Genomic DNA, 19,666 nt, shown 5'->3' on the forward strand with positions numbered 1-19,666 from the left:
GTCACATTCCGATCGAGGCAAAGAAGATCGCGAACAGGCCGTCGAGCACGATCACCAGGAAGATCGACTTCACCACCGACGTCGTGGTCTGCCGCCCGAGCGACTCCGCGCTGCCCTTGACGCGCAGTCCCTCGCTGCAGGCCACGATCCCGATCACCAGCGCCATGAACGGCGCTTTCAGGATGCCCACCTCGAAATGGGTGACTGAGATCGCCTCATGCAGCCGGGCGATGTAGATCGCCGGCCCCATGTCGCCATAGAACTGCGCGACGAGACCGCCGCCATAGAGCGCGGCGACCGATCCGATGAAGGTGAGGATCGGCAGCGCAATGACGAGGGCCGCAACGCGCGGCAGGATCAGGACGTCGACGGGATCGAGCCCCATGGTCGAGAGCGCGTCGATCTCCTCGCGCATCTTCATCGAGCCGAGCTCGGCGGTGTAGGCGCTTCCCGACCGTCCCGCGACCATGATGGCGACGATCAGTACGCCGAGCTCGCGCAGCACCAGGATGCCGACCATGTCGACGGTGTAGGACTCCGCGCCGAACCTGCGGAAGTGGAAGAAGCCCTGCTGTGCGATGATGGCGCCGATCAGGAAGGTGATCAGCGCGACGATGGGGATCGCCTGCCACCCGATGCGGTAGAGCTGATAAACCAGCGAGGTCAGCCGCAGCGAACGCGGCCGGCGCAGCACGCCTATCACGGCCATGAACAATGCGCCGAGCATCTGGAGGAAGATCGTGACGTCTTCCCGCGCGTCGGCCGTGGACTTGCCGAGGTCGCCCAGCCTCGCCAGCACCGGATTGAGCGCAGCCGTCGGGGCCGGCGTGTGGCGGTTGACCTGGCGCACCTCATCCAGCAGCCCGCTGAAATGATCGGCGACGCCGACGAATTCGGCCGATCTGCCCGATGTTGCGGCCCTGCGCGACAGCTTTTCCAGGACCCAGGCACCGAGCGTGTCGAGCGCACTGACGCCCGACATGTCCAGGGTGACGACGCGCGAGCGATCGACGTCCTCACCGACCGAGCGGGACAATGTCTCCAGCGTGACCACATTCGCGGCGGTCCAGGGCCCTTCAGGGCGCAGGTTCAGCGCGTCGCCGGACGGCGTCGCGAGCAACAGCGGTTCGTGGTTCACGCTTCCACCTCATCGGGACAATCGGTCCCCATTCAGACGGTATTTCTAGGCCAGCATATGGCGGCCGGCTTGACCTGTCTCAAGATGCGGACGGCGGCCACCGCTTGAGGCAAATCAAGCGCGAACGCGTAGGCGAGCCTTAGGCTCGCTTCCATTCAATGGGGATACGAGTCCATGTTCGACAGCGACAGGATGAGCGAAGAATTGCGGGCGCTGAAGGTTGACGTCACACGCTTGCTGAGCACCGCCGGCGAGGAAATGTTCGAGAGCTCGAAGGACCGCGCCGAGGCGCTCGCCGATCAGATCAGGGCCGCGCTGACCGAGCTCGGCGAGACCGTGGACGAAGAGCAGGCGCAGCTTCAGGGTCTCATTGCGGAGCGTCCGATCACCTCGCTCGCCTCCGCCTTCGCGCTCGGCGTCGTTGTCGGCTTCATGCTGAGGAGACACTAGGTGAATACCGAGAATGTGGTCAAACATCTGCGCGCGTTGTGGCGCACCGACAGGATCATCGCGGACATCAGGCTGCGCCATCTGCTTGTTGGCCTCGGCTTGCGTGCCTTTGCGGCCCTGATCGCGGCGTTCGGGCTTCTGATGCTGGAGCTGTCAGCCTATTTCGCGCTGGTCCAGATCTGGAGCGCGATTGCCGCGGCGGCCATCCTCGGCGCCGTCAATTTCGCCATCGCGGCCGCTCTCTTCGCAATCGCCGGCCGCGCTCCGTCAGGCCGGGATATCGAGCTTGCCAACGAAATCCACGACACCTCCATCGAGGCCCTGCAGCTCGAGGCGCGCGCGCTCCAGACCCAGGTGTCGGGCGCGGTGCATCATCCGCTCAGCACGATCGTGCCGGTGCTGGTGCCGCTGATCGCGATCATCATCAGGAACCTGCGGACGTCCTCCAAGACGTCCGCCTCAGCGAATTCGGCTGAAGCGCGCTCCTGAAGCAGGCGCGCTCAGAGCTTTAATTTGACGTCGCAGATATCGGGCTCGGCCGGATCGGGCTTGACCTCGAAGCCGAGCTGCCGGCACATTTCGAGCATCACGGTGTTCTCCTTGAGCACGTCGCCCGAGATGACTTTCAGCCCCTCCGACCTGGCGTAGTTGATGATGAGCTGCATGAGCGCCCAGCCGAGCCCCCTGCCCTTGAGGTCGGACCGCAGCAGGATCGCGTATTCGCCGCTCTCGTAGATCGAATCCGAATGGAGCCGGACCACGCCGACCATTTCGCCGGTGGCCTCGTCGAAGGCGATGAAGGCCATCGCGCGCGCATAATCGAGCTGGGTCAGGCGCGCGATGAACTCGTGGGTGAACTCCTTCATCGGCGCGAAGAAGCGCAAGCGAAGGTCGTGCGGCGTGACGTGACGCAGGAATTCGTGGATGGTCGGCTCGTCCTCGGGGCGCATCGGCCGCACGAAGATGCGCCAGTCGTCCTTGAGCCTGAGGCGGCGCTCCCATTGCGACGGATAGGCGCGAACGGCGAAATTGGCAGGGCCTGAGCCGACAAACTTTCGTTGCGGCGGCCCGACCGCGACGCGGGCGTCGACCGCGGTCACGCCGGTTTCGTCCGCCAGCAGCGGATTGATGTCGAATTCGCGGATCTCGGGAATGTCGGCCGCCATCTGCGCCAGCTTGACCAGCACCATGGCGACGGCGTCCTGCTTGACCGCCGGCACATCACGATAGGCCTTTAGCAGCCGCGACACGCGCGTGCGGTCGATCAAATCGCGAGCGAGCTGCAAATCCAGCGGCGGCAGCGCCAGCGCCTTGTCGTTGATGATCTCCACCGCCGTGCCGCCACGGCCGAACACCACGACGGTGCCGAACGTGGGATCGTCGGCGAGGCCCAGGATCAGCTCGCGCGCCTTCGCCTTGACGACCATCGCCTGGACGATGACCCCGCCGATGCGGGCCTCGGGCCGCAGCTTTCTCGCCCGGGCGAGAATGTCGGAGGTGGCCGCTCGCACGGCCTCGGGCGTCGTCAGATTGAGCACGACGCCGCCGACATCGGATTTGTGGATGATGTCCCGCGACATGATCTTCAGCACCACGGTGCCGCCCTGCGCGAAGATTTCCTTCGCATAAGCCACCGCCTGCTCGACATCGGTTGCCGCATAGGTAGGCACCATCGCGATGTCGTAGGCCTCGAGCAGGTGCTTGATCTCGACCGGCTCGAGCCATTCACGGCCGTCCGCAATCGCGGCGGTGACGATCTGCCTCGCCCCCCGGGCATCCGGCACAAACGTATCGGGCATCGCGGGAGGAATCTGGCTCAGCTCCTCCACCACTTCGCGGTGCCTGACCAGATGCATGAAGCCGCGCACCGCGTCGTCCTCGGTCGGATAGTTCGGCACGCCGGCCCCGGAAAGGGCCTGAATGATGTGCTGATCGGCCCCGACCCAGGCGGCCAGCACGGGCTTGGCCCATCGGCGGTGCTGCTCGCGATATTTCCCGACGATCTCGGTCACGGTCGTGGCGATCTCGGCGGCCGAGGCGATCGCCGTTTGCACGTTGAGAACCAGGACCGCATCATTGTCGCGATCGGCCAGCAGCACCTCCAGCACCGCCGCGTAGCGCGAGGCGTCAGCATCGCCCACGATGTCGACGGGATTTGCACCGGACCAGGTCGGCGGCAGGGCCGCATCGAGCGTCTTGCGCGCCTCCGCAGAGATGGTCGCCGGGATTCCGCCGAGTTCGACCAATCGATCGACGGCGAGGACGCCGATGCCGCCACCGTTGGTCAGGATGGCGAGACGCTTTCCCGTCGGCGATTCGACGCGGCCGAGCGTCTCGGCGCAATCGAACAGCTCACGCAGATCTGAGACGCGCAGGACACCAGCGCGGCGGAACGCCGCGTCATAGACCGCGTCCGCGCCGGCGAGCGCGCCGGTATGCGTGGCGGCCGCCTTCGCGCCCTGCGCCATGCGCCCCGACTTCACCACGACGACGGGCTTCACGCGCGCGGCGGCGCGCGCTGCCGACATGAACTTGCGCGCATCCTTGATGGATTCGATGTAGAGCAGGATCGCGCGGGTCTTGTGATCCATCGCGAAATAGTCAAGCAGATCGGCGATGTCGACGTCGATCTGATCGCCGATCGAGACGATGCCGGAAAAGCCGACGCCGCGCTGCGCAGCCCAGTCGACCATGCCGGCAGCGATCGCGCCCGATTGCGAGATCAACGCGAGGCTGCCTGCCCCCGGCATGTGTGCGGCAAAGCTGGCATTCAGGCTGACCCCCGGCATCATGATGCCGAGGCAGTTCGGTCCGATCAGCCGCATGCCGTATTTGCGGGCCGCCGCGATTGCAGCCTCGTGCAGAGATCCCGGTCCGTGGCCGAGCCCGGCGGAGACGATCAGCGCGCCTGCCGATCCGCGACGGCCGGCCTGGTCGATGATACCGGGAATCTCGCGCGCCGGCGCCGTGATGACCACAAGCTCGGGCACGAAGTCCAACCCGTCCAGATTTTTCACCGCCGCGACGCCGCCGATTTCGGCATGGCGTGGATTGACAAGGCCGAAGCGCCCCTTGAATTCGGCCTTGTGAATGTTCTCCAGAACGGCGCGTCCGACGGAGACCGGACGGGCGCTCGCGCCGACGAGCGCAACTGAACGCGGCGCCAGCAGATTGTTGAGGCGATAGGTTGACATGAAAGCAAATGCGCCGGGTCAGCGGCGGTTCCGATGGTTGACGATCAAGCCGGGAAAATGGCGAGCCTAGTGCGAGATCATAACCCAGCAGGGTGGCTGGCCAATGACGGTCTTTGTCACACCGCCCCAGACGATCTCGTTCAGGCGTGAATGATGGTAGGCGCCCATCACGATCGCATCCATGCCATGGGAATTCGCCCAGCTTCCCAGTACCTTGCCGATCGAGCTGCCGTTGCCGTTCACCGTTTCGAACGAGGCATAGACCCCGTGTTCCCTGAGATGGTCGACGAGAGCCGCGCCGGATTGCACGACTGCGTCATCCCTGTCCTGCGTTACTGTCACCACACGGACCACGCTGGCAGCCTGAAGAATCGGCAAGGCATCGCCGACCGCACGCGCAGCACGGGCAGAATGATCCCAGGCGATCATGACGTTCTCGAATTCCGGCCGCAACTGCTCCGCATGCTGCTCCGGGCAGAGCAGCAGCGGCCGTCCGCATTCGAACAGGAGAGTTTCGATGATGTGCTCCGTTCGGCTGTCGTGCGGCTTCACGGGAAACAGCGTGAGATCGCTGAAGCGGGCATGCTCGGCCAGGATCGCCGCGATCTGGTCAGCCGGCACCTTGCCCGTTCGGCTCTGGGCGCGGATGTTGGCGCGGGACGCCGCATTGGTGAAGGCATTGAGGAGCTGCTGCGTGTCGTCCGCCTCACGCGAACTGCCGGCCTCCGCGGAATCGCGATCATGAGGCAGCATCACCTTCGGCCGCTCGAAAACGTCTTCCTCGAGCGCAAGCGCCGTGATCCTGGCGCCGAGGTCGGCGGCGACGGCCACACATTTCTCGATCGCAATCAGGGCCGGTCCGCGGGGCTGGCCGACAAGCGGCAGAAAGACATCCTTGATGGGCATCGGGATTCTCCTTGGGCGTCAGAATACGCCCGCGTTCGTCCGGATGCTTGATCCTAGTCAAGCCAAGGGAACCTCGTCCAGTTCACCAGTAACAGGTGTTAACCGACGTCAAGGACTGGCCGCGATCTGCTGCTAAGGGTTACCTTGGTTGGCGGACGGGCCGCCTTCCGACGCATCTGGATGTGCCAGCGGGAATGACAGACGATTCTGCGACCCAGGACCGGACTTTGCGGCGCTCTCCGATTCGGGCAGGCATCCGGGCGTGAAGCGGGTCGACACGCACGCAGCTTCGGTCTTTCTCGAAGGCAAGCGAGCGCTGAAGATCAAGCGGGCTGTGCAGTTTCCCTTCCTCGACTATTCGACGCTCGAGAAGCGCAAGGCAGCATGCGAGGAGGAGATCCGGATCAACCGGCCGCTGGCGCCGCAGATCTATCATCGCGTCGTGGCGATCACGGAAGAGCCGGACGGCTCGGTGCAGGTCGACGGACCCGGCCGGCCGATCGAGTATGCGGTGGAGATGACACGCTTCGACGAAAATCGGACGCTCGATCATCTGGCAAAGGCCGGTCCGCTGGATGCGAAGCTGGCTTCGGCTGCCGCCGACGCGATCGTGGCTTCCCACGGCGCGGCGACACGCGCGGACGGCGAAGCATGGGTCGCCTCCATCCCCGGCCTGATCGACGGCAACGGTCACGGTCTGCGGGCCGGCGGTCATTTCAATGCGGCAGACATCGACAAGCTCGGCAAAGCCTCCCACGAGGCATTCCTGCGTGTTCGTCCGCTGCTCGCAGAGCGCGGCTGTCAGGGCTTCGTGCGCCGCTGCCATGGCGATCTGCATCTCGCAAACATCGTTCTGATCGATGACCGGCCGGTGCTGTTCGACGCCATCGAGTTCGATGCGCAGATGGCAACCGTCGACGTGCTCTACGATCTCGCATTCACGCTGATGGACCTGTTGCACCACGATCAGCCAAATGCGGCCAACATCGTCCTGAACCGCTATCTCGCCGCGACGCCGGCCGACAATCTCGACGCGCTCTCGACCCTGCCGCTGTTGATGTCCATCCGGGCGGCGATCCGCGCCCAGGTGGCCCTGGCACGGCTGAAGCCGCCGCATTCCGATGCCGCCGGCATCCTGGATGAGGCGGAGCGTTATTTTGAGCTCGCGGGGATGCTGATCCATCCCGCCGCTCCGCGCCTGATTGCGGTCGGCGGATTGTCAGGCACCGGCAAGACCGTCCTGGCGAATGCACTCGCGCCCGTCGTCGCACCGCCCCCGGGGGCCGTCGTGCTGCGCAGCGACCTCGTCCGCAAGCAGATGTTCGGGGTCGAGGACACGCACCGCCTGCCGCCGTCCGCCTACACGCCGGAGCACGCGGCCCGCGTCTACGACACGCTGGCTCAGCACGCCCGGCGGGTGCTGGCGCAGGGCCATTCGGCGATCATCGACGGCGTGTTCGCCCGCGAGGACGAACGGGACGCGATCGCCGCACTGGCGCGGGAGCGCAAGGTGCCGCTGAACGGCCTGTTCCTGGTTGCGGACCTCGCGACCCGGCAGATGCGGATCGGAGGCCGCCGGGGAGACGCATCCGACGCCACACAGGAGGTTGCTGCGCAGCAAGAGCACTATAATATCGGTCACGTCGGCTGGGCGACCATCGATGCATCCGGGACACAAGAGCAGACGCTCCAGAACTGCCGGGACGCCATCGCTGAAAGCAAATAAGGCAATCTGATTGGCGCGGGCAAAGATGGCGCGACCCACCACGACCTCGACGGCCGCTCGCGCCACGCCGGCGGCGAGGCGCAATGCCCTGCCCGGCCGCCTCAGCCCCGGCATGGCCTGCGATACGGCGTTCCGCATCATCGCGCGCCGTCACCTCGATGCCGTACTCGCCCAGCATGACGGCACCTGCCGCGGCGATCCCGACGCGCTGCATCAGATCCGGATCGCGTTGACGCATCTGCGAACTGCCATCCGCTTCTTCTCGCCGATGGTCGACGACGCCCTGCGCCCGAAGGTCTGGGCCGAACTGAAATGGCTGAATGGCCAGCTCGGCATGGTGCGGGATCTCGACGTGGCGATCGAGCGGATCGTCGCCGAGAGTGGCGACGATCTTGCGGTGGTTGCCGAGCTTCAGCATTGGGACGAAAAGCGCGCCGAGAGCCACCGCCTGCTGGCGCGTGCGCTGCAATCCGCGCGGTATCGCCGCCTTGTCGAGCAGACCTCGATCTGGATCGAGCGCGGCCCCTGGTCGACCCGGCGCAGCAAGGAAGCCATGCGATTGCGCCGCTGCACGCTCGCCGACCACGCCACGGAGCGGCTGACCGAGTGGGAGACGACGCTGCTCAAGAAGGCGCGAAAACTCCGCAAGCTCGACGTCGAGAAACGACACAAGCTGCGGATTCTCAACAAGCGGCTGACCTATTCGATCGGGTCGCTCCAGGACCTGTTCGCCGAGGAATCGCTGACGAAACAGAAATCGATCCTCAAGAAATTGCGCAAGGCGCAACGGTCGCTCGGACGATTGAACGACGATGCACGGGGACGAGCGCTGGCGGCCTCATTGAACGGCGCCGGCCTCGAAGCCAGCAATCGATTCCACAACCGCAGGCGCGAAAAGAAGCTGCTGCGGACGGCATCAATGGCCTACCGCAAACTGGACAAGACCAAACCCTTCCGCTCCTCGGACCTCGCACCGAATTCCGAGCCGGAGGTTTAAGTGTGGACGTAGTCCCCCGGCGCATCGGGCAGGCCGGGAGCGTCTCCAAGCCCGATCGACGGCGGATCGCAGGGCGCACCGGAGCGCGCCGCCAGCCATTTGATCCATTCCGGCCACCACGACCCCTGGACGCGCGGAGCCAGCTTCAGCCATTCGTCCGCACCGACATACGGCGCGTCCTCGGCCTTGCTCAGCACTTGATAGCTGTGGCCGGGCTCGTCGGGAGGCGCGACGACGCCGGCATTGTGGCCGCCACTGGTCAACAGGAAGGTCACGTCGGCATCGACCTGATAGTGGATCTTGTAGACCGATCGCCACGGCGCCACGTGATCGGCCAGCGTGCCGACCACGAACATCGGGGCGTGAATATCGGACAGCGAAACGTTCCTGCCGCCGACGTGATAGCGCCCGCCGGCCAGATCGTTGTCGAGGAACAGCTTTCGCAGATATTCCGAATGCATGCGATAAGGCAGCCGCGTTGCGTCCGCGTTCCACGCCATCAGATCGTTCAGTGGCGCGCCCTCGCCCATCAGATAGTCATGTGACAGACGCGACCAGATCAGTTCGTTGGAGCGCAGCAGCTGGAAGGCGCCGGCCATCTGGGTCGTGTCGAGATAGCCGCGCTGCCACATCATGTCTTCGAGAAAGGCGACCTGGCTCTCGTTGATGAAAAGCGTCAGCTCTCCGGCCTCGGTGAAGTCAGTCTGGGCGGCAAGGAGAGTAACGGTGCCAAGGCGCTTGTCACCGTCGCGCTCCATCGCGGCGGCAGCGATCGACAGCAATGTACCTCCCAGACAATAGCCGAGCGCATGGGTCTTCCGACCCGGCATGACGCGGCCGATCATGTCCAGCGCCGCCATGACCCCCAGCCTGCGATAGTCGTCGAAGGCGAGATCCCGATCCGTCGCATCCGGGTTGCGCCAGGAGATCGCGAACACGGTGAAACCCTGACCGGTCAGATATTTGACCAGCGAGTTCTGCGGCGAGAGATCGAGGATGTAGTACTTCATGATCCAGGCCGGCACGATCAGGATCGGTTCGGGTCTCACCTGCGCAGTGGTCGGATGATACTGGATCAGCTCGATCAGCTCGTTACGGTGAACGACCTTGCCGGGCGAAGCCGCCACCGACTTGCCGACCACAAACTGCTCGCCGTCCGCCGCTTTCGACGTGGAGAGCAAGCGCATCAGGTCGCTGCACCAGTTCTGCCATCCAAAAACGAAATTCTCGCCGCCACTCTGGAACGCCTTCTCCAGCACCTTCGGATTGGTCGCCGCGAAATTCGACGGCGCCAGCATGTCGAGCATCTGGCGCATCGAGAACTCGACGATGGCCTGATTTGCGTGCGACACGCCGCGCACGCCGGTCGTGGCATCGTGCCACCAGCGCTCTCCGAGCAGAAACGCCTGCGCCAGCAGATTGAACGGCGCGGTCTCCCATTGCGGTCCGCTGAAACGGCGATCCCGTCCCTGCGGCTGGATCACGGACCACGGCTTTTGCTCCGGCGATGCTGCATGCGCGGCGGCTTCGGCCAGCCGGCCGGCGTCACGCAGGACGTTGCGGGACATTTCCAGCTGGCGCTGCGGCGCCGCAGCCAGATGCGAGCTCCAGTCGAGCCAGGCCAGCGACAAGGCCAGCGGCGAAATTCCGCCGGTGAATCGCGCCAGCATCGCGTGAAATGCGCGGTCGAGCGGATATGGCTCCAATGCAGGCGGAGGATCGGCGGCGGCAGGCACTCCTGCGGGTGTTTCGGGGCTCACCGACGAGGCTTCGGGAGCAGCGACGGGATTGACGGGAAGAGCCTGCGCCGCCGGCTCTTCGGCCCGTGGAAGGATCTGCACGACGCTCATGACTCAATGTTCCCGAGGGCTTCTGATTTACGTCGGCAGCAGGATATGGCGAGGTTTCGCAGAGGCGTTGAGCTGCATCAAATCCGGAGCGCGGATCACGATTGCTTAATCGGGACGGACGGGCTTCGTCCAATTGACCTGAGTCAAGCCGCACCCCGATGCCCGAGCTAGTTTTCGGCGCATCGAAATTCGATAGAGCCAGCGGAGTTGTCCATGCGCGCCCACCAGATCATGACCCGGTCGGTCATCTCGGTCACCCCCGACACCAGCATCGTCGAGGCGGCAAATATCATGCTGAAGCGGCATGTCAGCGGTCTCACGGTGGTCGACGATACCGGCAAGCTGGTCGGCGTCGTGTCGGAAGGAGATTTCATCCGCCGAAGCGAAATCGGCACCGGGCGCAAGCGCGGCCGCTGGTTGCGGTTCGTCCTCGGTCCGGGCAAATCCGCCAGCGACTTCGTCCACGAGCACGGCCGCAAGGTCGCGGAGGTGATGACCGACACGGTCGTCACCATCACGGAGGACACCGCGCTCGCAGAGATCGTCGACCTCATGGAGCGGAACAACGTGAAGCGGCTTCCGGTGGTGCGCGGCGACAAGGTCGTCGGGATCGTATCCCGTGCCAATCTGCTGCAGGCTGTGGCGGGGCTCGCGCGCGAAGTGCGGGATCCGACGGCGGACGACGACCACATTCGCAGCCGCATCATCGACACCATGGAGAAGAACGACTGGTGCCCGTTCGGGCTGAACGTCATCGTCCGCGACGGCATCGTTCACCTCAGCGGCGTCATCACCGAAGAGCGCACGCGGCAGGCGGCGGTCGTCGCAGCGGAGAACGTCGATGGCGTGAAGAAGGTGCACGACCATCTGTGCTGGGTCGACACCATGTCGGGCGTCTATCTGAACTCGCCCGAGGACGACGAGCTCGCCAAGGCAAGCTAGCAAGACAAGCTAGCAAGGCAAGCTGACAAGGCGAGCTGAACCAGACGCGATTCAGCGCGGAATGACGGCGGTGGCCTCGATCTCGACGCGCGCCGCCTTCTCCACGAGGCGCACCACCTGCACCAGCGCCATCGCCGGGTAATTTGCGCCGAAGATGGCACGGTAGACCTTGCCGAGCTCCTTCAGGTTGGACAGGTACTCGTCCATGTCGACGACGTACCAGGTCAACCGCACGAGGTGCTCGGGCCTCGCGCCTGCCTCGGCCAGGATCGCGGCGATGTTGCTCAAGGTCTGCCCTACCTGTGCGACAAAGCCGTCGGCAAGACGCTCCTCGGCATCCCAGCCGATCACCCCGCCGGTGACGACGATGCGCCCCTCAGCGGCCATGCCATTGGCATAGCCCTTCGGCATCGGCCACCCCGACGGCTGGAGCACCTGCACCCGCGAACGGGTGTCATCATCGGCTGCTGTCGGCAGCACCGCGAGTTGCGGGCCTTTCGGCGTCGTCACGGACAATTCTTCATCCTCTTCTCATTCCGCCGCGACGCCTGAGGACGTTGCGGCAGCCTGCGCCAGTTGCCGCAGGGCAAAGCGCTTCAATTTTCCGGTCTCGGTCTTGGGGAGTTGTGTCACGAATTCGATGGCACGCGGATATTTGTACGGCGCGATCTCGCGTTTGACATGTTCCTGCAACTCGGTCACGAGCTGAGCGTCCGGCGTCACGCCGGGCGTCGCGACGACATAGGCCTTCACGATCATGCCGCGCGCCTCGTCGAGGGCGCCGACCACGCCGCACTCGGCGACCGCCGGATGCGTGAGCAGCGCCGCCTCGACGTCGGTACCCGCGATATTGTAGCCGGCCGACACGATCATGTCGTCGGAGCGCGACTGGTACCAGAAATAGCCGTCGCTATCCATCAGGTAGGTGTCGCCGGTGATATTCCAGCCGTTCTGGACGTATTTGCGCTGCCGCTCGTCGGCGAGATAGCGGCAACCTGTCGGCCCGCGCACCGCGAGGTTTCCCATCGTGCCCGGCGGCAAATCGTGGCCGTCATCGTCGACGATCTTGGCCTCATAGCCCGGCACGGGCTTGCCCGTTGCGCCGGGACGGATCTCGTCCTCGGTCGCGCTGATGAAGATGTGCAGCAATTCAGTCGAGCCAATGCCATCCATCAGCTTGATCCCCGTCGCTTTGAGCCAGGCGTCGAAGGTCGGCTTGGGCAGCGTCTCGCCTGCGGAAACACATTTGCGAAGCGAGGAGATGTCGCGGCCAGGCAGCTTGCCGATCATCGCCCGGTAAGCGGTCGGCGCCGTGAAGCAGACCGTGGTCTTGTATTGCTCGATCGCCGTCAGCATGTCGTCGGGCGTCGTCTTCTCCAGCACCACGAAAGAGGCGCCGATATGCATCGGAAACAGCACACCGCCGAAGCCGAACGTGAACGCGAGCGGCGCCGAGCCGACGAAGCGATCCTTCTGTTCGGCTCGCAGGATGTTGCGCGCATAGCCGTCGCAGACCGCGAGCATGTCGCGGTGGAAATGCATGGTGCCCTTGGGATCGCCTGTCGTGCCGGACGTAAAGGCGATCAGACAGACGTCGTCGGAGGCGGTATCGATGGCCTTGAACTCCGGGCTCGCGTCGGCGCCGAGCGCTTCGAGCGAGTCCGCCGCGCCATTGCCCCAATAAACTACTCGCTTGAGAATTGGCGCCGCAACCTTCGCCTTCTCCATCTCCTCGGCGAGCTTTCCGTCGCACAGCGCCAGCGCAATCTCCGCCTTCTGAATCGGATAGGACAGCTCCTTGGCGCGCAAGAGCGGCATCGTGGCCACGACAATGCCGCCGGCCTTGATGACTGCGAGATAGGTCGCGACCATCATCGGGTTGTTGGCCGAGCGCAATAGCACACGCCCGCCGGGGATGAGACCGAGCTTGTCGACCAGCACGTTGGCGATGCGGTTCACCAGCGCTTGCAGCTCGCGATAGGTGTAACTGACGGCGGGACTGACGACGCAGGGAGCCTCGCCATGTCCCTGCTCGACCCAGCGATCGAGGAAATAACTGACGCAGTTCAATCGCGGCGGATAGCGCAGCTCCGGCCGCGTGAAGATGAACTCCGGCCAGAGCTCGCGTGGCGGCAGATGCTGCCGCGCAAACGTATCGACATGGGCCGTCGCAGCGTTGCCGTCATGCGAGCCCGACACTTGAATCTTGGCGGCGTTGGCCATCGCACGCTCCTTTCAGCATGGATTGCACCCGGCAGCACGATCTGGGAAACATTTTAGGCTTAAAACAATTTGGCGCAATAGCGGATTTTGGGCACCCCGTGCTTTTTCCTGCGGCAAAAGGGATTGGGCGGCGGTTCTTACGGCCGGCGGCGCGCGGCCGATTTCTGCGCCGACGCCTTGGTCTTGGCGAGCAGCCGCATCAATTCGCGCACATCCTTCGGCGAGAGGTCGGCGAAGAGATCGGCGATCCAGGTCTCGTGCTCCGCAGCCATCTTGCGGAACTCGGCGCGACCGAGTTTCGTGAGACGGATCACCTGGACCCGGCGATCCGTCTCGGAGGTCCGACGATCGAGATGGCCGGATTCCACGAGGCGCTCGACGAGGCCGGTGACATTGCCGTTGGACACCATCATCCGCTTGGAGACATCGGACAGCGTCATGCCGTCAGGCGCCTTGTCGAGCTGAGCCATCAGATCAAAGCGGGGCAGCGTGACGTCGAACCGCTGCCGCAGCCGGCCGCGAACCTCGCCCTCGATCAGGGTGGTGCAGGTCAGAAGGCGCAGCCACAGCCGAAGCTCGTCGGCATGGTCTTCCGGCGTTTCGACGGCCTTGGTCTCGGAATCGAGCATCTCGGTGCGTTCACTCTCGGCGGGCATTGGCGCCGGCACGGATTCCCCAACATTTTGAGCTTCAAATAAATCGACGCCGGCCGCAAGTCAAAAGCTGCAACAATCGACCGCACGCTACTTTCTTTAGGCTTCAAATAATTGGCGCGCCGCTTGCATGCGCCGCTGCCGCGGGATGACGACACTTTGAGCGCTGCTTGCCGCGGCCGCCATCATCGGCATAAGCTTGGATTGGAGCACGCGGCTTGCGGCGCAAGCCTTGATGTCACGAGGGACAGATTATGAGAATGCAATCGACCTTGGCCGCAACCGCCTTGCTGCTCGGCACTGCCGTAACCCCTGCCTTGGCGCAGGAGAAGATCAAGCTGGGGGTGATCGTGACCCTGTCGGGACCCGCCGCAGCGCTTGGCCAGCAGGTTCGCGACGGCTTTGCGCTCGCCGTAAAGGACCTCGGCAGCAAGATGGGCGGCCGTGACGTCGAGGTCGTCGTGGTTGATGACGAACTGAAGCCAGACGCGGCGGTGACCAAGGTCAAGGGTCTGCTCGAACGCGACAAGGTCGACTTCGTGGTCGGCCCGATCTTCTCCAACATCCTGCAGGCGATCCACCGGCCCGTGACGGAATCGAAGATCTTTCTGATCAGCCCCAACGCGGGCCCGTCGACCTTTGCCGGCAAGGACTGCAACCCGTTCTTCTATGTGACCTCGTATCAGAACGATCAGGTGCACGAGATCCTCGGCAAGGTCGCGCAGGATCGCGGCTACAAGCGCATGTACCTGATGGTGCCGAACTATCAGGCCGGCAAGGATTCGGTGGCGGGCTTCAAGCTCGACTACAAGGGCGAGATCGTCGAGGAATCCTACATGCCGCTGAACACGCTGGACTTCCAGCCGGAGCTTTCCAAGATCTCCTCGCAGAAGCCCGATGCGCTCTTCACGTTCATGCCCGGCGGCCTCGGCGTCAATCTCGTCAAGCAATACCGGCAGGCCGGCCTCGCCGACAGCATTCCGGTGCTCTCGGCGTTTACGGTGGATGAATCGACCTTGCCGGCGCAGCAGGACGCGGCCGTCGGCATGTTCGGCGGCGCCAACTGGGCGCCCAATCTCGACAATCCCCAGAATAAGAAGTTCGTCGCGTCCTATGAAGCCGCCTATAACGTCGTGCCCGGCACCTACGCCTTCCAGGCTTACGACGCCGCGATGCTGATCGACAGCGCGGTCAAGGCCGTGAAGGGCGATCTGTCGAACAAGGACGCGGTCGGGACTGCACTGAAGAAGGCCGACTTCACCTCGCTGCGCGGCGCCTTCAAGTTCAACACCAACGGCTATCCGATCCAGGATTTTTATCTGACCAAGGTCGCCAAGCGTCCGGACGGCAAGTTCCAGACGGAGATCGTGCAGAAGGTCTTCGAGAATTACGGCGACCGCTATGCCAAGGATTGCAAGGCGGCGAACTGAGCCGAGCGTCGCGTCAAGGGAGGACTTCAATGAGCACCGAAATCACCGGCATCACGCGGGCCAACGAGGGAATCCAGGGCATTTCCTGGAACATCCTCGGTCAAACCTACGTGCCGAAGAGCAAGACCGAGCACAGTTTCTCCTGGCATGCGACCTTGCCGCCGGGCACGTTCGTGCCGCCGCATATTCATCCCGACCAGGATGAATATCTCTACATGCTGGAGGGCAAGCTCGACTTCATGCTGGGCAATTCGGAGTCGCAGGCCACCGCCGGCGACCTGATCCGCCTCGGCATGGGTGTGCCGCACGGCATCTTCAACAAGTCGGAGCAGACCGCAAAAGTGCTGTTCTGGGTGTCTCCGACCAAAAAGCTGTTCGACCTGTTCTGGGGCCTTCACAACATGAAGGAGCAGAAGCCGGAGGACGTGGTGGCGATGGCCGCCGAGTTCAACATCCACTTCCTGCCGCCGCCGCCCGGCGCTGGCTAGCGGCAGATCTCAAGCGCGCACCGCCGCGAGCCCCGGCACGGCGGCGAAACCCGCCTTAGTGGCGTAGCCGCGCACGATGGCCTCGCGCTGGGAATAGCTCAGCACGTTGTCGACATTGTCGAATCCATCAGGGGCGAGCTGCTCGACGGCGTCGATGACGCCCTCAGGGCCGCCGCGCCGGTTTGAGCGCACGATATCAGCCGTCATCGGCAGGCGCTTCTTCTCGTATTCGAGCAGCGCCTGGCGCGGATGCTCTGCGCGCACCAATGCGTCCGCAAGGCAGCGCGCATCGAGGATCGCCTGCGAGGCGCCGTTGGAGCCGACCGGATACATGGGGTGCGCGGCGTCGCCGAGCAGCGTGACGCGTCCGGATGACCAATAGGGCAAGGGATCGCGGTCGCAGGTCGGATATTCGTAGAATTCGGGCGTCGCCGAGATCAGGCTTTTGACGTCGACATAAGGCACCGAGAAGCGAACGACATGCGGCATCAGCTCCTCGCGGCGGCCCGGCCGAGACCAGTCTTCCTTCCGCGGCGGTGGCGCATTGCCCTCGCCCACCTTCACCAGCACCGCCCAGTTGGTCAGGCGGCTCGCCGGGCTCGATCCCTCCGCGATCGGATAGATCACCACCTTGGCATTGAGGCCGCCGGCCACGATCATGGATTTGCCGGTGAGGAACAGCGGCCAGTCGCGTGCACCGCGCCACAGCATCAAGCCGTTCCAGCACGGCGGCCCCTCGTTCGGGAACAGTGTGTCGCGAACCCGGGAATGAATGCCATCGGCGCCGATCAGGATGTCGCCGCGCGCGGTGTGGACATGCGCGCCGGCACGATCGAAAAAGTAAGCGGTGACGCCGCCCTCGTCCTGCGTGAAGGCGCCGAGGCGGCAGCCGGTGTGAATCGCCTCGTGCCCGAGCCGCTCCTCGACGGCGCGATGGATGACGCCCTGGAGCCGGCCCCGATGAATCGAGAATTGGGGCACGTCGTGACCGGCGTCGATGCCGCGGGCTTCGCGCCAGACCTCCTGGCCGTGGCGGTTGAGATAGTAAAGCTGGTCGGTGCGGATCGCGACATCGTCGAGCTTCTGGAGCAGGCCGAGTCCGGCAAGCTCGCGCATGGCATGCGGCAGCGTATTGATGCCGACGCCGAGCTCACGAATGGTGTCAGCTTGCTCGAATATCTCGCATCCGATGCCACGCGAACGCAGCATCAGCGCCGTGGTGAGGCCACCGATGCCGCCACCGACGATAATCGCCTTCATCGCCCTTACTCCACTCGAAACATGCCAGGCAATGAGGTTAACGTCGCACGGGCGGTTACTCCGCCGCAAGCGGCTTTGTCGCCTCCGCCTTGAGCTCGGCCCGGGTCTTGGGCTTAGCCTTAATGCGCAGCTCCTCCAGATCCTGCCGATCGCGGACGCTGTTGCGGAAAATCTGATCCATTCCGGGCAGATATTGCGGCGGGCAGAACGCGTCCTTTGCCCCGTACCAGGCCGCCGCCCTCATGGTGAAGAACGGATCGACCAGATGCGGCCGCCCAAGGGCCACGAGATCCGCCCGGCCAGCGGCCAGGATGGTGTTGGCCTGGTCCGCGGTCGTGATGTTGCCAACGCACATCGTGGCGACGCGCGCCTCGTTGCGGACCTGGTCAGAGAATGGCGTCTGGAACATGCGGCCGTAGATCGGCTGTGAATCACGGACGGTCTGCCCGGTCGAGACGTCGACCAGATCGACCCCCGCTTCGGCGAAGGCGCGCGCAACCGCCACCGCATCGTCGCCGGTGATACCGCCGTCAGCCCAATCGGTCGCGGAGATACGTACCGACATCGGCTTGTGCGACGGCCAGACCGCGCGGAGCGCCTCGAATATCTCGCGCGGGAAACGCAGACGGTTGTCGAGCGAGCCGCCGTATTCGTCCGTCCTGGTGTTCGTCAGCGGCGAGATGAAGCTGGCGAGCAGATAGCCGTGGGCGCAGTGCAGCTCCAGCATGTCGAAGCCGCAGCGCTCGCCGCGCTCAGCCGACGCAACGAAAGCGTCACGCACCGCGGTCATGCCGGCGCGATCAAGCTCGCGCGGCACCTGGCTATCGGGAAAATAGGGAAGCGGCGATGCGGAGAACACGTCCCAGCCGCCTTCGTCCAGCGGGCGATCCATGCCGTCCCACATCAGCTTGGTCGCGCCCTTGCGGCCGGCATGGCCGAGTTGCAGGCAGATTTTCGCGGCCGAATTGCCGTGGACGAAATCCACGATGCGCCGCCACGCCGCCTCCTGCTCGTCGTTCCACAGGCCGGCGCAGCCCGGCGTGATCCGGGCGTCGCGGCTGACGCAGGTCATCTCCGTGAAGATCAGGCCGGCGCCACCGATCGCGCGCGATCCGTAATGCACGAGATGGAAGTCGGTCGGCACGCCCTCCTTGGCCGAATACATGCACATCGGCGACATGACGGCGCGGTTGGCGATCTCCATCTCGCGCAGCCGGAACGGCTGGAACAGCGGCACTGCCGGCTTTTTGGTGTCGACGTCAAAGCCGCTGTCGCGAACCTGTTTGGCAAATGACTTCTCGACCTCGGCCACGAAATCGGGCGCGCGGAGCTTGAGATTGTCATAGGTGATCGCCTTCGAGCGCGTCATCACGCCGAAGGCAAACTGCACGGGATCAAAATCCCAGAAGCGGTCGACATGCTCGAACCAGACCAGCGAGACGTCGGCAGCATGCTGCGTCTTCTCGACTTCCTCACGGCGGCCATGCTCGTAGACATCAAGCGCCGCCTTGATGCTGGGAGCGTTCTGCATCGCTTCGGCCAGCGCAATCGCGTCTTCCATCGCGAGCTTGGTGCCGGAGCCGATGGAAAAATGCGCGCTCGCCTTGGCATCGCCGAGCAGCACCATGTTGTCCTTGACCCAGCGCTTGCTGCGGATCATCGGGAAATTGCGCCACATCGAACGGTTGATGAGCAGCTTGTGTCCATCGAGGAACCAGCCAAAAATCTCGGCCATCCGCGCGGCGGACTGCGTCTCGTCCAGCCCCGTGAGGCCAGCCCGCTCGAACGTCTGCGGATCGGTCTCGAAGATCCAGGTCGAGTGTCCGGCCTCATACTGATAGGCGTGGGCGATGAACGGCCCCCACTCGGTCTCCTGGAAGATGAAGGTGAAGGCATCGAGCGGCTTGGTCGAGCCCATCCAGGCGAACTTGTTGGAGCGGAGGTCGACCTCCGGCTGGAAATGACCGATGTATTTCTCGCGGAATCGGCTGTTGATGCCGTCGGAGATCAGGATGAGATCGGCATCGGCGAAGCGGGATTCGTCGTCGACATCCACTTCGAAATGCAGGACGACGCCGAGCTCGCGGGCCCGCTCCTGAAGGATCAGGAGCAGCTTGCGCCGCGAGCAACCGCAAAAGCCGTTACCGCCGACCCGGTGGACCGTGCCGCGAAAATGCACGGCAATGTCGTCCCAGTAGGCGAATTCCTGGGTGATGCGGCGATAGCTCGGCAGATCGTGTTTTTCGAAATTATCCAGCGTGGCATCCGAGAACACCACGCCGAAGCCGAAGGTGTCGTCGGCTCGATTGCGCTCATACACCGTGATGTCGGCGCCCGGGCGCTGCTTCTTGAGCAGGATCGCAGCGTAAAGACCCGCAGGTCCGCCACCGATGATCGCGACTTTCATGG

15 protein-coding genes and 1 pseudogene are annotated in these 19,666 nt (G+C 64.3%); 7 read left to right on the forward strand and 9 right to left on the reverse strand.

Annotated elements, in window-relative coordinates; all coding sequences use genetic code 11:
• Position 1: 1 nt before the first annotated feature.
• The gene (locus tag RAD04_RS22335) at positions 2-1,138 is read right to left on the reverse strand and encodes an ABC transporter permease (protein ID WP_461625485.1); all 1,137 of its coding nucleotides are present in this window, start codon (positions 1,136-1,138) and stop codon (positions 2-4) included.
• 174 nt (positions 1,139-1,312) lie between these two features.
• On the opposite strand from RAD04_RS22335, the gene RAD04_RS22340 reads away from it, so the two are divergent.
• Both RAD04_RS22340 and RAD04_RS22345 read left to right on the forward strand, forming a co-directional pair.
• On the forward strand, positions 1,313-1,588 hold the full coding sequence (locus tag RAD04_RS22340) for a hypothetical protein (RefSeq protein ID WP_092260902.1): 276 nt from the start codon (positions 1,313-1,315) through the stop codon (positions 1,586-1,588).
• Positions 1,589-2,077, forward strand: coding sequence for a phage holin family protein (locus tag RAD04_RS22345; RefSeq protein WP_461625486.1), 489 nt, complete (start codon positions 1,589-1,591; stop codon positions 2,075-2,077).
• Between the two features lie 11 nt (positions 2,078-2,088).
• On the opposite strand, the gene RAD04_RS22350 is transcribed toward RAD04_RS22345, so the two are convergent.
• On the reverse strand, positions 2,089-4,782 hold the full coding sequence (locus RAD04_RS22350) for a bifunctional acetate--CoA ligase family protein/GNAT family N-acetyltransferase (protein WP_461625487.1): 2,694 nt from the start codon (positions 4,780-4,782) through the stop codon (positions 2,089-2,091).
• A gap of 66 nt (positions 4,783-4,848) precedes the next feature.
• Positions 4,849-5,688, reverse strand: a complete 840-nt coding sequence (locus RAD04_RS22355; protein WP_461625488.1) for a universal stress protein — start codon at positions 5,686-5,688, stop codon at positions 4,849-4,851.
• Positions 5,689-5,882: 194 nt separating this feature from the next.
• Here RAD04_RS22355 and RAD04_RS22360 point away from each other — a divergent pair.
• Together RAD04_RS22360 and RAD04_RS22365 are read left to right on the forward strand one after the other, a co-directional pair.
• Positions 5,883-7,414: pseudogene (locus tag RAD04_RS22360) on the forward strand (bifunctional aminoglycoside phosphotransferase/ATP-binding protein).
• A gap of 25 nt (positions 7,415-7,439) precedes the next feature.
• On the forward strand, positions 7,440-8,411 hold the full coding sequence (locus RAD04_RS22365; RefSeq protein ID WP_461625489.1) for a CHAD domain-containing protein: 972 nt from the start codon (positions 7,440-7,442) through the stop codon (positions 8,409-8,411).
• Here RAD04_RS22365 and RAD04_RS22370 read toward each other — a convergent pair.
• Positions 8,408-10,261: a PHA/PHB synthase family protein gene (locus RAD04_RS22370; RefSeq protein ID WP_461625490.1), complete on the reverse strand. Its 1,854-nt coding sequence runs from the start codon at positions 10,259-10,261 to the stop codon at positions 8,408-8,410. The two genes, RAD04_RS22365 and RAD04_RS22370, sit on opposite strands and share 4 nt — an antisense overlap.
• A gap of 213 nt (positions 10,262-10,474) precedes the next feature.
• Here RAD04_RS22370 and RAD04_RS22375 point away from each other — a divergent pair, with 213 nt between their 5' ends.
• Positions 10,475-11,203 carry a CBS domain-containing protein gene (locus RAD04_RS22375; protein ID WP_461625491.1) on the forward strand — a complete coding sequence of 243 codons (729 nt, stop codon included), beginning with the start codon at positions 10,475-10,477 and terminating at the stop codon, positions 11,201-11,203.
• A 51-nt stretch (positions 11,204-11,254) separates the two neighbouring features.
• Here RAD04_RS22375 and RAD04_RS22380 read toward each other — a convergent pair whose 3' ends face one another.
• The 3 genes from RAD04_RS22380 to RAD04_RS22390 form a co-directional block, all read right to left on the reverse strand.
• A complete protein-coding gene (locus RAD04_RS22380) occupies positions 11,255-11,713 on the reverse strand; it encodes a RidA family protein (protein WP_461625492.1) in 459 nt (152 codons plus the stop codon).
• A 21-nt stretch (positions 11,714-11,734) separates the two neighbouring features.
• A complete protein-coding gene (locus RAD04_RS22385; protein WP_461625493.1) occupies positions 11,735-13,426 on the reverse strand; it encodes a benzoate-CoA ligase family protein in 1,692 nt (563 codons plus the stop codon).
• Positions 13,427-13,563: 137 nt separating this feature from the next.
• On the reverse strand, positions 13,564-14,082 hold the full coding sequence (locus RAD04_RS22390) for a MarR family winged helix-turn-helix transcriptional regulator (protein ID WP_018319244.1): 519 nt from the start codon (positions 14,080-14,082) through the stop codon (positions 13,564-13,566).
• Positions 14,083-14,333: 251 nt separating this feature from the next.
• Between RAD04_RS22390 and RAD04_RS22395 the strand changes: the two genes are divergently transcribed.
• Together RAD04_RS22395 and RAD04_RS22400 are read left to right on the forward strand one after the other, a co-directional pair.
• A complete protein-coding gene (locus RAD04_RS22395; RefSeq protein ID WP_461625494.1) occupies positions 14,334-15,509 on the forward strand; it encodes an ABC transporter substrate-binding protein in 1,176 nt (391 codons plus the stop codon).
• A gap of 29 nt (positions 15,510-15,538) precedes the next feature.
• The gene (locus RAD04_RS22400) at positions 15,539-15,997 is read left to right on the forward strand and encodes a cupin domain-containing protein (protein ID WP_461625495.1); all 459 of its coding nucleotides are present in this window, start codon (positions 15,539-15,541) and stop codon (positions 15,995-15,997) included.
• Between the two features lie 9 nt (positions 15,998-16,006).
• On the opposite strand, the gene RAD04_RS22405 is transcribed toward RAD04_RS22400, so the two are convergent.
• Positions 16,007-17,257 (reverse strand): flavin-dependent oxidoreductase, encoded by a 1,251-nt coding sequence (locus RAD04_RS22405; RefSeq protein ID WP_461625496.1) that lies wholly within the window; start codon positions 17,255-17,257, stop codon positions 16,007-16,009.
• Between the two features lie 55 nt (positions 17,258-17,312).
• The gene (locus RAD04_RS22410; RefSeq protein ID WP_461625497.1) at positions 17,313-19,664 is read right to left on the reverse strand and encodes a bifunctional salicylyl-CoA 5-hydroxylase/oxidoreductase; all 2,352 of its coding nucleotides are present in this window, start codon (positions 19,662-19,664) and stop codon (positions 17,313-17,315) included.
• Between the last annotated feature and the right edge of the window lie 2 nt (positions 19,665-19,666).

Source organism: Bradyrhizobium sp. 25ACV, assembly GCF_054863005.1.

Bases quoted from the DNA above. Each gene is read 5' to 3' on its own strand.
- RAD04_RS22340 (WP_092260902.1), top strand. From the start codon at position 1,313: ATGTTCGACAGCGACAGGATGAGCGAAGAATTGCGGGCGCTGAAGGTT.
- RAD04_RS22350 (WP_461625487.1), bottom strand. From the start codon at position 4,782: ATGTCAACCTATCGCCTCAACAATCTGCTGGCGCCGCGTTCAGTTGCG.
- RAD04_RS22355 (WP_461625488.1), bottom strand. From the start codon at position 5,688: ATGCCCATCAAGGATGTCTTTCTGCCGCTTGTCGGCCAGCCCCGCGGA.
- RAD04_RS22365 (WP_461625489.1), top strand. From the start codon at position 7,440: ATGGCGCGACCCACCACGACCTCGACGGCCGCTCGCGCCACGCCGGCG.
- RAD04_RS22370 (WP_461625490.1), bottom strand. From the start codon at position 10,261: ATGAGCGTCGTGCAGATCCTTCCACGGGCCGAAGAGCCGGCGGCGCAG.
- RAD04_RS22375 (WP_461625491.1), top strand. From the start codon at position 10,475: ATGCGCGCCCACCAGATCATGACCCGGTCGGTCATCTCGGTCACCCCC.
- RAD04_RS22385 (WP_461625493.1), bottom strand. From the start codon at position 13,426: ATGGCCAACGCCGCCAAGATTCAAGTGTCGGGCTCGCATGACGGCAAC.
- RAD04_RS22390 (WP_018319244.1), bottom strand. From the start codon at position 14,082: ATGCCCGCCGAGAGTGAACGCACCGAGATGCTCGATTCCGAGACCAAG.
- RAD04_RS22395 (WP_461625494.1), top strand. From the start codon at position 14,334: ATGAGAATGCAATCGACCTTGGCCGCAACCGCCTTGCTGCTCGGCACT.
- RAD04_RS22400 (WP_461625495.1), top strand. From the start codon at position 15,539: ATGAGCACCGAAATCACCGGCATCACGCGGGCCAACGAGGGAATCCAG.
- RAD04_RS22405 (WP_461625496.1), bottom strand. From the start codon at position 17,257: ATGAAGGCGATTATCGTCGGTGGCGGCATCGGTGGCCTCACCACGGCG.
- RAD04_RS22410 (WP_461625497.1), bottom strand. From the start codon at position 19,664: ATGAAAGTCGCGATCATCGGTGGCGGACCTGCGGGTCTTTACGCTGCG.